Genomic DNA, 14958 nt, shown 5'->3' with positions numbered 1-14958 from the left:
GGCTTTACGGTCACCCCGGATAAATGTACCCCGTACATTATCGTTTCTGCGAACGTCGAACCCCTCGGAAATTAGGGATCGCCGGTTCGGAAATTAGGGGACAGGGACACTTCGGCCGCTATCCGTCGGCCGGTCCGACGTTTCCGGTCGGGACTGTCCCTCCGACGACGCGACGCCCGCGGTCGCTTCGGCACGTTTAAGCAAAGCCGTTAGTAGGATACTACCAACAGAGCTGTTCTTGATGAACGCAGATAGATCGAGAGACCGACGGAGGGACCGCTGATGGTCGGGATGGACGACGTGGCCGACGCGATCGTCGAGCACCGGCGGCTGGTGGTCGTCGCCCTGCTCGTGGTGATCGGTGCGGTCGGCGTCGGCGCGGCGCAGGTCGAGGACTCGGCGTCGCTGTCGCAGTTCGAAACGAGTTCGGAGGAGGCCGAGAAGCTCGCATACGTCGACTCGAACTTCGGGTCGAGCGGGAACACGACGACCGTCCAAGTGATCGTCCGTGAGGACAACGTCCTCGCGAGGGGGTCGCTACTCGAACAGTTGCGCTTCGAGCGCGCGCTCGCCGAGGACGACTCGATAAACCGGACGCTCTCGACGTCGCAGGCGCCGGCGGGGATCGCCAACGTCGTCGCGACCGCCGCGATCCGCGAGGAGCAGGCGGCGACTCTCGCCGAGCGCGGCCGGGCGTTGCGGGCCGACCGCCAGCGGCTCAACGCGACGGGCGAGCGGCTGAGCGACGCCCTGAACCGGACGCGAGGGCTCCAGGGGGAGTACGTCGCGCTCAATCGCTCGTACGCGCAGGGCGAGGTCGACGACGCGACCTACCGCCAGCGGTCGGCGGCCATCGAGCGGAACCTGACGGCCGTCCGGACCGACGCCACCGCGGGGCTGTCGGCCAACCAGAGCGAGATGTTCGCGAATCTCACCTCGCAGGCGCGGACGCTGCAGTCGCAACTTGCCTCGCTGAACGCCTCCTACGGGCAAGGGGAGATCAACGAGTCGACCTACCGCCAGCGGTCCGGTGAGATACAGCGCCAGTTCGGCGAGGTGTACGCCGGTATCGAGGGCGTCCTCGCGCCGGACGCACGCGCGCTACAGGAGCGGGCGTCGGCGCTACAGGCCGACCGGACCGCGCTCCGGACCGCCGTCGAGAACGGGTCGACGCCGCCGCTGACCCGGCAGATCGAGCAGATCGAGTCGATGAACGCCTCGGCGGTCGAGGCGGGCGTCGAAGGGGTGCTGAGCGAGGGCAGCGGAGCGGGCGCGTTCGCGCTGATGCCGACGAGCTACGAGCTCGGGTCGACGAGCGCTGACGCGACGATGGTCGTCGTCACGCAGACGACCGAGTCGGCGGTCGCGCAGGGCTCGGCGAGCGCGCGCATCCAGGACTCCCAGACCGAGATCCAGACGATCGCACGCGACCGGCTGGGCGGTGACGCGATGGTCTTCGGCGCGGGCATCATCGCCGACGAGACCAACCGGTCGATGCAGGACAGCCTCACCGTCGTCGGACCGTTCGCGGTCCTGTTCGTTCTGCTCGTCCTGACGATCGCCTACCGCGACCTGCTGGACATCCTGCTGGGCGTGTTCGGGCTGGCGCTCACGCTCCTCCTGACGTTCGGCTACATGGGCTGGATGGGGGTCGCGTTCAACCAGCTGTTCGTCGCGATCCCGGTCCTGCTGATCGGGCTCTCGATCGACTACGCGATACACGTCTTCATGCGCCACCGCGAGGAGCGGGGCACCGAGGGTGACAGCGACGGGCCCGCCGCGGTCGCCGGCTCGATGCGGACGGCGCTGGCCGGCGTCGGCACGGCGCTGGTGCTGGTGACCGCGACGACGGTCATCGGCTTCCTCTCGAATCTCACGAGCCCCGTCGGCCCGATCCGGGAGTTCGGCGTCGTCAGCGCCGTCGGCATCGTCGGCGCGCTGGTCGTCTTCGGCGCGCTGATACCCGCGCTCAAGGTCGAGGCCGACGCCTTCCTCGAAGGCCGCGGCTTCGACCGCCGCAAGCGGGCGTTCGGCACCGGCGGCGGCGCGTTCGGTCGACTGCTCGAAGTCGGCGCGACCGCGGCCGACCGGGCGCCGTGGGCGGTCATCGTCCTCACGCTGCTGATCAGCGCGGGCGGCGCCTACGGCGCGACCAACGTCGACACCTCCTTCGCCCAGACGGACTTCATCGCCGAGGAGCCCCCCGACTGGATGGACAACCTCCCCGAGGAGATGCAGCCCGGCGAGTACTCGATGCGGGCGACCTTCGAGTACGTCAACGACAACTTCCTCCGGGAGGACGCCACGGCGGAGTTCCTCTTCGAAGGTGAGGTGGCGACCGCCGACGCGCTCGAACGGGTGGACAGGACCGGCGAACTCGCCGCCGAGAAAGGGGTGACGGTCACCCTCTCGAACGGCGAGGCGGACGTGCGGAGCCCGCTCACCGTCATGCGGTCGGTCGCGGCGACCAACGAGACGTTCAACGCGACGCTGGCCGCCAGCGACACCGACGGCGACGGCGTCCCCGACCGCGACGTGGCGGGCGTCTTCGACGCGCTCTACGAGACCGCACCCGACCAGGCCCGCCAGTACGTCCAGCGAGAGGGCGACGAGTACGAGGCGCTGTTGCTCACCGCGTCGCTACGCGGCGGCGCCTCCGGATCGGCGGTCACGACCCAGATGGACGACGTCGAGTCGGCCGTCACCGGCGGCGACGTGACCGTCACCGCCACCGGCCGGCCGATCGTCAACGAGATCGTCCAGTCGGACCTGCTCACCACGGTCGTCGAGAGCCTGATCATCACGCTCGTCGTCTCCTTCGTCTTCCTGATGGTCGTCTATCGGGTCGCGGAGGGGTCGGCGACGCTCGGACTGGTCACGCTGCTCCCCGTCGTCTTCAACGTCTCGTGGATCCTCGGGACGATGTACCTGCTCGACATCCCGTTCAACGTGCTGACGGGGATGATCACGAGCCTGACCATCGGGCTCGGGGTGGCCTACAGCATCCACCTCAGCGAGCGGTTCAGTCTCGAGCTCGGTCGGACCGGATCGGGCAGCGAGGCGATGCACACCGCCGTCACCGGGACCGGCGGCGCGCTGCTGGGGTCGGCGGCGACGACCGTCGGCGGCTTCGGGGTCCTCGTCTTCGCCATCCTGCCGCCGCTCCAGCAGTTCGGCTTCATCACCGGGCTCACCATCGTCTACGCGTTCCTCGCGAGCGTGTTCGTGCTCCCGAGCCTGCTGGCGGTGTGGAGTCGCCACCTCGGGCCCGCCGGCGCCTTCGACGCGACCGGGACCGACGACGGACCCGACGGCGACGCGCTGACCGCGGATCCGATCGGCGGCGCGAACGGTCAGTCCCCGGCGGCCGGCGGATCGGCCGGGAGCGGTGACGGCGTCGCGACCGGCGCGACGACCGACGCGGCCCCGGGATCGAGCGCGGCGACTACCGGGGCGGCTCCGACGGCCGGCGCTCGAACGAACGGCGACGCGGTGCCCTACGCTACTCGATCCGTCGAGCCGACCAGGGTCTATCCCGGCGGGACCGCACGCGTGACGGTCACGCTCCCGTCGGCTTCGGGCCGGGTCGTCCTCCGCGAGACGCCCTCGGTCGGGTCGGTCACCCTCGACCGCGTCTCGCCCGACCCCATCGAGCGGGTCGCCGCCGACGGACGGGTGTACGCCGTCTGGGAACTCGACGAGGAAGGGAGCCAGCCGGCGGAGCTCGAGTACACGCTCGCGGTCCCGGCGGGACTGGCCGACGGCGAGACCGTCGTCTTCGACGGCGAGTTGCTCCTGCCCGACCACGCCGTTCCGGTCGCCGGCCCGGACGCGGCGCCGGTCACGACCGACGTGGCGGGGGCCATCCTCGCCGACGGCCCCGTCGAGGAGCGCGACATCGCGGACGTAGGCCGCCACCTCGCGGCCGGCCGGCTCTCGCCCGAGGCGTTCGAACGCGTCGCTCACGCGTGGCTCGACGAACACGCCAGTGGCCCACCGACGGGCGGCCCGGCCGCGAACGGCGCGGACGCGAACGGGGCCCGCGGCGACTCCCGGGCCGAACCGCGCCCGGACGACCGTCGGACGGAGGGAGACGATGACTGACGACGGCGAGGCCGAAGCGGTCGAGGCGCTCCAGCGGCTCGGCCTCTCGAAGTACGAGGCGGGCGTGTTCGTCGCCCTCGAACGGCTGGGGACCGGCACTGCCCGCGACGTGGACCGGATGACGGACGTGCCCCGCTCGCAGGTGTACGGCGCCGCCGAGAACTTAGAAGAGCGCGGGCTCGTCGAGGTCCAGCAGTCGAACCCGATCCAGTATCGCGCGGTCCCGCTGGAGGAGGCCCGCGAGACGCTCGCCGAGCGCTTCGAGCGCGAGCAGGACCGCGCCTTCGACTACCTCGAACGCGCCCGGGACGGGGCCGACCACAAGGACGAGCATCAGGAGGGCGTCTGGACGGTCCACGGTCGCGACAACGTCTCCTCGCGGATCCGCCAGATCGTCGCCGACGCCGAGCAGAGCGTCCTCTACGCGGGCGGGACGGAGTTGCTCGACGAGGAGGTCGCGGCGACCCTCCGCGAGCGTGCCGACGAGATCGGCGTGTGGGTCTGTAGCGCGACCGTCGACGACCCCGAACTCGTCGAGGCGTTCGCCGACTCCGCGGTGACGCTCGCGCCGTTCCCCGACGATCCGACGGCCGACGGGGCCGGGCGGCTACTCGCCGTCGACGGCCACACCGTCCTGCTCAGCGTTCTCGGCGGCGAGGAACTGCCGGGGATCCGCACCGAAACCGCGATCTGGAGCGCGGACACGGGCATCGCGACGGTCCTGCTGGAGCTGTTGCGCAGCCACGTCGTCGACGATATCGAGGCAGAACTGTAGCGCCGGTCACCCCCGCGACCGGTGCGGTCGTGGTCTGTGCGTGCGGTTCGGTCTTCCTTCGGAGTTACTGCATCCCGGTGAGCTTCGCGACGTACACGAGGCTGAGCATGTGGTCGTCCACGTCGAGGTCGTTGCCCTCGTTCGAGCCGGTTTCGTCGATCCCGAGCAGGTAGTCGTTGAGCTGGCCGGCCACGTCCTCGGTGATCCAGTCGATCGACTCGTAGTACCCCAGCGCGTCGGCCGCGCCCTTGTAGCCGGCGTGCATCAGCATGAACTCCAGCCACTCGAAGACGACGAACTCGGCGGCGTAGGTGTCCGGCACCGACCGTAGATACGGTTTCTCCAAGTCGTCCTGACCGCCGACGAGCGGGAGGAGTTCGCGGTACAGCCCCGCGCGAAACGAGTCACCGGCGGACATGCTCGCGTCGCCCATCTCGTCGAGGGGGCCCCACTCACCCTCGCTCGGGTCGTCCGGTCGCGGGTCCTCCGGCCGGCCGTCGCTCGACCGCGGGTCGTCGAGGTCGTCGCGCTTGCGCGCCATCTCGCGCAACTCGTTCAGGTCATAATCTCGGGGGTTGATAGTCATCGTTGCTAACCTATTCCGCCCCGTCCTGATAAATCTTGCACACGGTCAGACGCCCGTCTGACGGCGTCTCGGCGCCGCTGGCACCGCTCTCGTCCGTCGATTGCCGGCGACCCCCCGGGCGGGCACCAGTCGCCGGCGGTCCGGCGGCCGGGCGCCGTCGGCTGATTTCAACGTTTGATAGCCCGGCGCGTACCTTTTTGAGGTGGTAGCGTCGACTCGGGGACAACGTGGCGAGACGTACCGGACCGGCGCGCATCTGCGTGACCAACGCGAAGGGCGGGACCGGCAAGACGACCGTCGCGATCAACGTCGCGGGAGCGCTCGCCGAGCGCGGCCGCGACGTGTTGTTCGTCGACCTGGACCCGCAGGGTAACGCGACAGAGGGCCTCGGCCTGCTCGAGGAGTACGACGCGGCACCGCCGACGCTGTTCGACGTGCTGACCGACGGCGGCCAGCGCGACCGGATGAGCGATCTGGTGGTCGAGCACCCCGAGATGGACGTGGTCCCGAGCAACATCGACATGCTCCAGGCCGAGCGCGAGCTGACCATCGCGGACCTGGTGGCTCGCGCGACCGAGGGCGCGGTCGACATCGACCCGGCGGCGCTGTCGGCGCTGGCGGTCAACGTCACTCCCGACACCGTCGCCGGCGGCCACGCCCTGGACACGCTCGACGACGCGCTCTCACACGTCGAGGACGACTATGACTACGTGGTCGTCGACTCCCCGCCGTTCTACGGGAAGCTCACCGACACCGGCATCTACGCGACCCGGAACATCCTCGTCCCGGCGCTGACGGAGGCGACCTCCGAGCGGGCCATCGAGCTGCTCATCGACCAGATGGGCGCCCTAGAGGGGCAGACCGGCATCGCCGTCGACACGCTCGGCGTCGTCGCCAACCGCGTCGAGACCACCGGCGAGGACGAGACGATGCTGGAGTGGTTCGAGGCGGTGTTCGCCGACGACCCGGTGTGGGAGGTCCGCAAGCGCGTGGCGCTCCAGCGGGCGTTCTCGGCGGGCCAGTCCATCTTCGCCTACGACCCGTCGCTCGACATGGCCGACGTGTTCCTCGACATCGCGGCGGATCTCGACCGGCAGTTCGGCTACGCGGAGGTAACAGCATGACCGACGACGAACGCATGGACCGGGCCCGGCGCATCCGCGAGATGCGCGAGGGATCCCGGCCGGACGACGAGGCACAGGGCGACGACCAGGACGACGCGGACGAGGGCTCCCCCGACGGCGCGGGCGACGCGGACGACGACCAGTCCACAGCGGACGAGCCGACCGTCGACGAACCGGCCGAGCCGGCCGAGACGGAGGCAGACGGCGGCCCCGAAGCAGACGACGACTCCGGCGAGCCCGCGGCGGCTGACGACCCCGGCGAGTCCGCGGCGGCTGGGGAGGCGACCGAGACCGCCGACGACGCCGTCTCCGAGGCGGCCGCCGAGGCGGTGGCGGACCTGAATATCGACGAGGGCGCGGTCGGCGGTGGCGGGGACGCCGACACCGACGACGGCGACGGCACCATGCACATCCCCGGCGCGGACGTGGGCGACGTGGACGTCGACGTGGCCGAGATGGCGCGCCAGGCCGGTCTGAGTGCCGCGGACTCGGCCGCTGGCGACGACGCGGCCGACGACACCGAGGCCGCCGAGATGGGGATCGGCGCGGCGGGCCGAGCCGCGGCGGCGGAACAGGAGACCGGCGAGGAGACCCGGGTGCTGGAGTTCGCGCTCGGCGACGAGCAGTACTGTCTCGACATCGAGTACGTCGAGGAGATCGTCAAGCGCGAGACGGTGACCCGGGTCCCGAACACCCCCGACTGCGTCGAGGGCGTCGTCGACCTGCGCGGGCAGATCACGACCATCCTCGACCCGAAGATCCTGCTCGACATCGACGAGGCGGGGAGCAAGGACCTCATCGTCGTCTTCGACCCGGATGCGTTCGACGACCAGGGCGCCGTCGGCTGGGTCGTCGACGACGTGAACCAGGTGACGCCCATCACCGAAGACGAGGTCAACGACTCGCCCGTCGACCAGGACCACATCAACGGCGTCGTCGACCGCGACGGCGAGTTCGTCATCTGGACGACGCCCGAACTCGATCTGGACGAAGTGGCCGGCTAGTCGGCGGTCGTCCCCCTCAGCGGTCGTCGTCGACCGCGAGTTCGTCCCCGTCTTCTTCCGCTTTTTCGATCTCGTCGGGCCACCCGACTTCCTCCCGCACGAGGTCGGCCGCGTTCTCGACGGCACCGACGCTAGAGAGGTAGCCGGCGCCGACGGTCGTCTTGAGCGCCTTCGCCGAGCGGCCGCGGAGGACCTTGGGACCGACCTGCGCGACGGCGCCGTCGCCGACGCTCACCAGCCAGCCGAGCGAGTCGAAGCGGTAGCCGTCGAGGCGGGGTTCGAAGCCGCCCTCGCCGGACAGTTCGTGGTCGACGAGGCGGACGATGTTGTCGGCGGCGACACCGGCCTCGCGGATGGCCGCCTGGGCGCTGGCGGGGACGGCCTCGCCGTCGGTGTCGACGATCCGCCCGGCGTCACCGACGACGAAGGTGCCGTCCTCGTAGCGCAGGTCGCCGCGGACGACCGGGCGCTCGCCGCGGAGGGCGTCGGCACCGCGGATGCCGCCCGTCCAGACGAACACCTCGTAGTCCTCGGCCGACCCGTCGGCGAACGCGATCGTCTCGTCGTCCGCGTTCGCCACGGCGCGGCCGGTCTCGACGCGCACGTCGCGGGCGTCGAGTTCCTCGCGGACGGCGCGCTGGAAGTTCTCGGGGAAGTTCGGCGCCACGCTGTCTTCCTGTTCGAGGAGGACCACCTCGACGGCGTCGCGGGCGCCCTCGTCGCGGGCGAGCGCGGCGAGTTCGCCGGCGACCTGCACGCCCGACAGCCCCGCGCCGCCGACGACGACGCGGGCGGGGTCGTCGACCGTCCCCGCGTCGACGGCCTCGAGGAAGTCCGCGCGGACCGCCTCGGCGTCGGCGAGGCGCTTGAGCGGCGTGGCGTGGTCCTCGACGCCGTCGAGGTCGTAGTAGTTCGTCTCGGCGCCGAGGCAGACGGCGCCCGCGTCGTAGGACAGCTCCGTGGTCCCGCTCCCGTCGTCATCGCCGTCTCCGCCCTCGTCGAGCGTGGCGACGCCGGCCGCGGTGTCGACGTCGGTGACGGTCGCCTCGCGGACGGTCGCCCGATCGAGTACGTCGTCGAGTTCGACGACGATCTCCTCGGCCAGGCCGGGGCGACGGACGACGCGGTGGAGTTCGTGCTGGACGAGGTGACTGGCGTCCTCGTCGACGACGACGAGGTCCACCGCCTCTGGGAGCGACGATTCGAGCTGGCGGGCGAGTGTCAGGCCGGCGTATCCGGCGCCGAGGACGGCGACGCGCATGGCGGGACTGCGGGCCGAATCGAGAAAAGCCCACTGACGGCGCCCCGGCGAGCGGGCGGCGGTCCCGGTCGCGATCCCCGCCGCTCGGGAACGGTCGCTCGGTTTCAAATACCGTCGCGTCGAACTATCAGCTATGTACGAGACGATCCTGGTGGCGACCGACGGGAGCGCACACGCCGAGCGAGCGGCCCGCCACGCGGTCTCGCTGGCCGAGTCGTTCGACGCGACCGTGACGGTACTCGGCGTCGCGGACCTCCAGCGGGCGGCCGGGGCGTTCAGCGCCGGCGGCATCGACGACGAGTTCCGCGAGCGCGTGCGGGCGGGCTCCGAGTCGGCGGTCGAGGACGCGGCCGCGCTGGCCGACGACCGCGTCCCGGTGGAGACGGCCGTCGTCGACGGCGACCCCGCCGAGGCCATCGTCGACTACGCCGACGACGAGGAGTTCGACGCCGTCGCGATGGGGACCCACGGTCGACGCGGCCTCTCGCGGCTCGTCTTCGGGAGCGTCGCGCGCTACGTCGTGAGGCACACGACGCGACCGGTCCTGACCGCCCGCGAGACCGACGGCGACCCCGTCACCGACTACGACGACGTGCTCGTACCGACCGACGGCAGCGACGCGACCGAGGCGGCGGTCGACCACGGGCTCGCTATCGCCGACGCGTTCGGCGCGACCGTCCACGCGGTCAACATCGTCGACCTGAGCGGGATGGCCGCCGGGTCGGGCGTCGAACCGCCGACCCAGCAGCTGGAGCGATACACCGAGGCCGGCGAGGCCGCCGTCGACGCCGTCGCCGAGCGCGCTCACGAGGCGGGCCTGGACGCGGTGACGAGCGTCGAGCACGGGTTCCCCGCCGCCGACCTGCTCGGCTACGTCGACGAGGCCGGTGTGGACCTCGTGGCGATGGGGACTCACGGCCGGACCGGGATCGACCGCGTCCTCCTCGGGAGTACGACCGAGCGGATCCTCTCCCAGTCGCCCGTACCGGTGGTGGCCGTCCACCCCGACGACACCGAGTGATCGTCCGGCAACCGACCACTTACCCGTCTGGAGGCCTCCAATCCGGTAGATGTCGGACGAGGAGCCTCCGTGGTCGGACCCGGACGGACGCGGCGACCGCTCGGTCGTCGACTGCGACGCCTGCCAGTCGGTGATGGACGACGAGAGCGACCGGACCGTCTCCTTCCTGCTGCTCGACCACCTCACGATCCCGGTCCGAAGTTGCGAGACGCATCTAGACCGATTCTCGACGATCTGCGGGCTGACCACCGAGGACTCCGCCCGCGTGCTCGACCACTACCCCGCCGGCGGGGNGGGTCGCCTGTCCCGCCTGCCGGAACGCCCGCTACGACACGACTCGGCCGATGGTCTCGGTCGAGGGCGGCATGGTCGTTCTCACCGCCTGTCCCGAACACCAGTCGCAGATCCTCCAGCGGTTCGACACGGGTCTGGAGACCCACCAGCAGCTGACGGCCAGCCTCGGCGGCAGCGATGCGGTCTGATTCGGGGATGGCCCCGGCGGCTCAGAACAGCGCCTCGTCCTCGTCGAGGATCTGGGCGGGGCCGCCGACCGTCCAGACGCGGGTGTCGACGCCGCAGTCCGCGACGACTTCCTCGACGCGGTCGACGTGTTCGGCGGTGGTGTTGACGTAGGTGCTGGCGCCGGTGTCGACGGAGAAGTAGACGGGGACGCCTTCCTCGCGCAGTTCGCGGACGGCGTTGAAGATCTCGATCGTGCGGGGCTGCCAGTACACCCACCCCGAGGGGCCGGTCATCGTCGTCGCCGCGAGCGACAGGGAGTCGTGTTCCGCGCGCTCGAAGGCGGCGTCGAAGTCGCCGTCGCGGAGTTCGCCGCGCATCTTCGCGATCTGGCCGTGGATGTGGGCCATCCGCCCCTCGAACATGTGGCTCTCGGCGGCCTCGGCGTGGGCGGAGTCGGTCTCCTTGTAGCTCGGGACCATCCCGGCGACGACCCGGACGTCGTCTTCCAGTTCGTCGGCCACGTCGATGCGCTCCGAGCGGCAGTCCTCGTCGTCGGTGCCGGTGCGCAGGTGCGAGTAGGCGCCCGTGACCGCGCGGGCGGCCGAGGCCGAGCCGCGCCGGGCGATCGCCGAGACTTCGGGCCTGGTCAGGTCCAGTCCCGCGGCCTCCGAGAGGGCCATCGCCGCCGCGGCGAACCCGGAGGCCGAGGAGCCGAAGCCGATGTTCGTCGGGAAGGAGTTCTCCGAACGGAAGCGGACGCGGTGGTCGACGCCGGCGCGGTCGCGCACCTCGTCGACGACGGTGCGGATGCGGTCGGCGCCTTTCCCCTCGACGGGGTCGCCGTCGACGACGTAGTCGTCCTCGTCCAGTTCCGGGTCGAACTCGACGGTCGTCTTCGTGTGGCTCGGGGCGGTACAGAGGCTGATGGAGTCGTGGTACGGGTGTCGCAGTTCCTCGTCGCGCATCCCGTGGTACTTGACGAGCCCCTGGATCGGGTGGGCCTTCGCGGTCGCCTTCATACCCGGGGATCCGCGGGTCTCCACTTTGCTGTTGTGGCTCCGGTCCGTCGGAGCCGGTTCCGTGGTTTGTGCGAGCGGGCGGGGGGCGTGTGAAGATTATTTATCGCGGCCGACGAAAACCGTCCATGGACATCGATCTCGACAGCTTCAGCGCCCGCGACTGGGAGGTACCCACCGATGCCGACCCGGTCCGGCTCGCCATGGTCGGACTCGGGTGGTGGACGCGCGAGCAAGCGCTCCCCGCCGTCGAGGACGCCGACCACTGCGCGACGACGGTCCTGGTCAGTTCCAGTACGGAGAAAGCCGAGGATGTCGCGGCGGACATGGAGGGGATCGAGGGAACGCTCACCTACGACGAGTACGCCGACGGCGCGGCGACCGACGCCTACGACGCGGTGTACATCTGCACGCCGAACGGACTCCACCGCGGCCACGTCGAGGCCGCAGCCGCACACGACAAGGCGGTCCTCTGCGAGAAGCCCCTGGGGGCGACCGTCGAGGACGCCCGGGCGACGGTCGACGCCTGCCGGGAGGCGGACGTGCCGCTGATGGTCGCCTACCGGCTCCAGACCGAACCGGTGGCTCGCCGCGCCCGGGAACTGATACAGAACGGCGCCGTCGGCGACGTCGTCTCGATACTCGGGCACATGTCCGACACGATCCTCGACGCCGCCGACGAGACGAGCTGGCGGTTCGACCCCGAGCTGGCCGGCGGGACGACGCTCAACGACATCGGGATCTACCCGCTGAACACGATCCGGTTCGTCCTGGAGGAAGACCCCCAGGCGGTGTACGCCCGGACGGAGTCCGAACAGCCGGCCTACGAGGGCACCGACGAACACGGGGCGTTCCAGCTGGAGTTCCCCGACGGCACGCTCGCCTCGTGTACGGTCACCCACAGCGCGACGGTGACCTCCAGCCTCCGGTTCGTCGGCACCGAGGGCGAGCTGACCATCGAGGGGCTGTTCTTCCCGAACACACGGAAGGTACTCCGTGTCTCCGGCCCGGACATCGAGGGCGAGTTCCGGCCGGAACCGGTCGACCAGATGCGCGAGGAGTTCGACTACTTCGCCAACTACCTCCAGCGCGGGCTCGACCCCGAGCCCGATGGCGAACACGGGATGGTCGACATGCGCGCTATCGAAGCCCTGTACGAATCCGCCGAGAGCGGCCGGCGCGTCGAACTCGACGCGTGAAGCGGACGACTGCCGGTCGGGATACCTGTCAGTACTGATTATCCAACGCCGAAGGCACCGGTTCACCGCATCGAGGCCAGCGAGGCGGAAACGCAGTGAGCGCCTCGGAGGCGAGCGACTACTCCAGCTGACTTCGACGCACGTGGCCGACGGCCGCTGTGCGATCCGGTACGCCGTCGCGCCGCTCGACCTGTCCCGAGCGAACGAGCGACCCGTCAGGCTCGGCGCCCAGCGCCGTGCTCAGTCGTCCTTCCACTTGATCGAACAGCCCCGGCTGGGCAGGAACTCGTCGTCGACCGTTTCGCCGGCGAGCACGCGGTCGATGATGTGCTTCATCTCCCGCTCGGTCGGCTCGTCGTCGGGGTTCGTCGCGTCGTCGAGGCGACCGTGATACGCCAGGCGGAACTCGCCGTCCTCGCGGGCGAACAGGAACGGGTCCGGCGTACAGGTCGCGCCGTAGGCAGCGGCAACTTCCTGGCTCTCGTCGCGGAGGTAGGCGTCGTACTGCACTCGCCCGTCCTCGACGTACTCGACCATCGTTTCGAAGGAGTCCTCGGGGTACGCCTCGGCGTCGTTGGGGTTGATCCCGACGACGGCAGCGTCGTCGTACTCGGCGGCCAGCGCGTTCAGCTCGTCGAACTTCGCCTGCGCGTACGGGCAGTGGTTGCAGGTGAACACGACGAGCAGGGCGTCGCTGTCGGCGAAGTCGTCCAGCGCGTGTGTCTCGCCGTCGACGCCGGGCAGTTCGAAGGCCGGTGCGGCGTCGCCGCGGTCTAACGCGTCCGCCTCGGAGTCGAGTGCGACCATGACAGTCGACGATAAGGTCTCCCGGAGAAAGTCGCTTTGGGTGTGGAAATCGACGACACTCCGCTCGTATCGCGAGTTGCGTGGTCGTCACCGTCGGTCGACGCCGGCCTCGAGCGGTCGCGGCCGTCGGCGACCCGCAAAAAGGCGATACCGGCGACTCGACGGCGGAATAAATCGAAGGAAGGTGTGGCCGGAATCAGCCGAACAGCTCGCCGAGGCCCTCGCCGCTGGCCTCGTCGTCCTCGTCGTCGTCGTCGTCGCCGCCCTCGTCGGCCTCGGCTTCCTCGGCCTCGTCGTCGTCGTCGCCCTCGTCGGCGGACTCGTCGGCGCCGCCGGCGCCGCCCGCGGCCCCACCGGTCGCGGCGGGGACTGCGGCGGCCTGCTCGACTGCGTCGTCGATGTCGACGTCTTCGAGCGCCGCGACGAGCGCCTTGACGCGGGACTCCTCCACGTCGACGCCCGCGGCCTCGAGCACGTCGGTCAGGTTTGCTTCGTTGATCTCTGCGTCCGTCTCGTTCAGGATGAGTGCTGCGTAAACGTATTCCATTGTTGTTAGAACATGGCTCCCATGGCGTCGCCGACGTCCTCGTCGTCGTCGTCATCGTCGTCCTCGGCCTCCTCGGCCTCGGCTTCGGCGTCGTCGTCGGACTCGTCGGCGCCATCGTCGCTGTCGGTCTGGTCGTCTGTCGATTCGGCTGCGGCGGGCTCGTCGACGTCCTGAAGCTCCTCCGGCAGGGCCTCGGGGTCGTCGACCTGCGCCGCCAGTGCTCGCACCTGTCCGTCGGCCTTCGAGACGAGGTCGTCCATGACCCCGGGGCTCTCGATGGCGCCCTGCAGGGCGAGGCTCTTGGCGTCGCCGCGGGCCTTCTGCAGCAGCGTCGCGGCCGTGCGGTCCGTCGGGTACACCGCGTTGACCGAGAGGTTGCGACCGCGGGCGGCCGCCGCCTCGATGTCGGCGCGGTACTCCTCGACGTCGAGTTCGAGTTCCGCGGGCTCGAACAGCACGCCGTCCGCGAAGACGGCGCGCAGGTCCAGCCCGACTTCCTTCGGCTCGATGCCGAGTTCGTTCAGGACGTTCGCGAGGTCGTTCGAAACCTCCTCGCCCGTCTCGAGGACCGTCGAGTCCGAGAGCACCTGGATCGACCCTTCCTGGATGCGGGCGTCCGCGCCGACCTGCTGGAGGTCGCCGACGAACGGTCCGGGGTCGATGCCCGTGTCGCCCTCCGGGATGACGATGTCGTTGGGGGCGACCTCGCCGGCGTTGATCGGGGCCGGCGTCTTCGAGGCCTCCAGCTGCTGGTAGAGGCCGAAGGGGTTCTCGTTGGTGCCGATGAGGCCGACCTGGCCCGACACGTAGTCGGTCAGGTCCTCGAGACCGGCGTCGACCTCAGCGAGCGCGCGCTCCATGAGCGTGTTGCGCGAGACGCGGAGTTCGGCCGTCCCGTACAGGTCCCGGCGCATGTCCTGGAGCTGTCGGGAGGGGATGCCGGTGATGTCGACGATGCCGACGCTGTCGTACGATTCGATCATCTCGACGACGTCGGCGACCTCCTCCTGCTTCCACTGCGGGATGGTCTCGGTCTTGCGTTCGGCGCTCAT

General features: G+C 70.3%; 13 protein-coding genes. 7 read left to right on the top strand and 6 right to left on the bottom strand.

The window, feature by feature from the left end; translation table 11 throughout:
* Positions 1 to 282 precede the first annotated feature (282 nt).
* Both C475_RS17520 and C475_RS17515 read left to right on the top strand, forming a co-directional pair.
* Positions 283 to 4104, top strand: a complete 3822-nt coding sequence (locus tag C475_RS17520; protein WP_006885207.1) for an MMPL family transporter — start codon at positions 283 to 285, stop codon at positions 4102 to 4104.
* Positions 4097 to 4879, top strand: coding sequence for a TrmB family transcriptional regulator (locus tag C475_RS17515; protein ID WP_049930902.1), 783 nt, complete (start codon positions 4097 to 4099; stop codon positions 4877 to 4879). The genes C475_RS17520 and C475_RS17515 overlap by 8 nt, the downstream gene beginning before the upstream one ends.
* Positions 4880 to 4943: 64 nt before the next feature.
* Here C475_RS17515 and C475_RS17510 read toward each other — a convergent pair whose 3' ends face one another.
* On the bottom strand, positions 4944 to 5465 hold the full coding sequence (locus C475_RS17510) for a FlaD/FlaE family flagellar protein (RefSeq protein ID WP_049930837.1): 522 nt from the start codon (positions 5463 to 5465) through the stop codon (positions 4944 to 4946).
* 227 nt (positions 5466 to 5692) lie between these two features.
* Between C475_RS17510 and C475_RS17505 the strand changes: the two genes are divergently transcribed.
* Together C475_RS17505 and C475_RS17500 are read left to right on the top strand one after the other, a co-directional pair.
* Positions 5693 to 6589 (top strand): ParA family protein, encoded by an 897-nt coding sequence (locus C475_RS17505; RefSeq protein ID WP_049930834.1) that lies wholly within the window; start codon positions 5693 to 5695, stop codon positions 6587 to 6589.
* Positions 6586 to 7593, top strand: coding sequence for a chemotaxis protein CheW (locus C475_RS17500; protein ID WP_006885203.1), 1008 nt, complete (start codon positions 6586 to 6588; stop codon positions 7591 to 7593). Before C475_RS17505 ends, C475_RS17500 begins: the two co-directional genes overlap by 4 nt.
* Before the next feature lie 16 nt (positions 7594 to 7609).
* On the opposite strand, the gene C475_RS17495 is transcribed toward C475_RS17500, so the two are convergent.
* Positions 7610 to 8854 carry an NAD(P)/FAD-dependent oxidoreductase gene (locus C475_RS17495; RefSeq protein WP_006885202.1) on the bottom strand — a complete coding sequence of 415 codons (1245 nt, stop codon included), beginning with the start codon at positions 8852 to 8854 and terminating at the stop codon, positions 7610 to 7612.
* Between the two features lie 133 nt (positions 8855 to 8987).
* On the opposite strand from C475_RS17495, the gene C475_RS17490 reads away from it, so the two are divergent.
* Together C475_RS17490 and C475_RS24665 are read left to right on the top strand one after the other, a co-directional pair.
* Complete coding sequence (locus tag C475_RS17490) at positions 8988 to 9875, top strand: universal stress protein (protein WP_006885201.1); 888 nt, start codon at positions 8988 to 8990, stop codon at positions 9873 to 9875.
* 344 nt (positions 9876 to 10219) lie between these two features.
* The gene (locus C475_RS24665) at positions 10220 to 10357 is read left to right on the top strand and encodes a hypothetical protein (RefSeq protein ID WP_006885200.1); all 138 of its coding nucleotides are present in this window, start codon (positions 10220 to 10222) and stop codon (positions 10355 to 10357) included.
* Between the two features lie 21 nt (positions 10358 to 10378).
* On the opposite strand, the gene mvaD is transcribed toward C475_RS24665, so the two are convergent.
* Entirely contained in the window at positions 10379 to 11356 is a 978-nt protein-coding gene (mvaD, locus tag C475_RS17480) for a phosphomevalonate decarboxylase MvaD (RefSeq protein WP_006885199.1), read from the bottom strand.
* A 125-nt stretch (positions 11357 to 11481) separates the two neighbouring features.
* Between mvaD and gfo6 the strand changes: the two genes are divergently transcribed.
* Positions 11482 to 12552 carry a D-xylose 1-dehydrogenase Gfo6 gene (gfo6, locus tag C475_RS17475; protein ID WP_006885198.1) on the top strand — a complete coding sequence of 357 codons (1071 nt, stop codon included), beginning with the start codon at positions 11482 to 11484 and terminating at the stop codon, positions 12550 to 12552.
* Between the two features lie 240 nt (positions 12553 to 12792).
* On the opposite strand, the gene C475_RS17470 is transcribed toward gfo6, so the two are convergent.
* The 3 genes from C475_RS17470 to C475_RS17460 form a co-directional block, all read right to left on the bottom strand.
* The gene (locus C475_RS17470; RefSeq protein WP_006885197.1) at positions 12793 to 13359 is read right to left on the bottom strand and encodes a thioredoxin family protein; all 567 of its coding nucleotides are present in this window, start codon (positions 13357 to 13359) and stop codon (positions 12793 to 12795) included.
* 196 nt (positions 13360 to 13555) lie between these two features.
* Positions 13556 to 13906 carry a 50S ribosomal protein P1 gene (gene rpl12p, locus C475_RS17465; RefSeq protein ID WP_006885196.1) on the bottom strand — a complete coding sequence of 117 codons (351 nt, stop codon included), beginning with the start codon at positions 13904 to 13906 and terminating at the stop codon, positions 13556 to 13558.
* A 5-nt stretch (positions 13907 to 13911) separates the two neighbouring features.
* A complete protein-coding gene (locus C475_RS17460; protein WP_006885195.1) occupies positions 13912 to 14958 on the bottom strand; it encodes a 50S ribosomal protein L10 in 1047 nt (348 codons plus the stop codon).

The sequence above is a fragment of the Halosimplex carlsbadense 2-9-1 genome, assembly GCF_000337455.1.
In the GTDB taxonomy this organism is placed as follows: Archaea; Halobacteriota; Halobacteria; order Halobacteriales; family Haloarculaceae; genus Halosimplex; species Halosimplex carlsbadense.
This window is presented reverse-complemented; position numbering and strand designations above follow the sequence as displayed.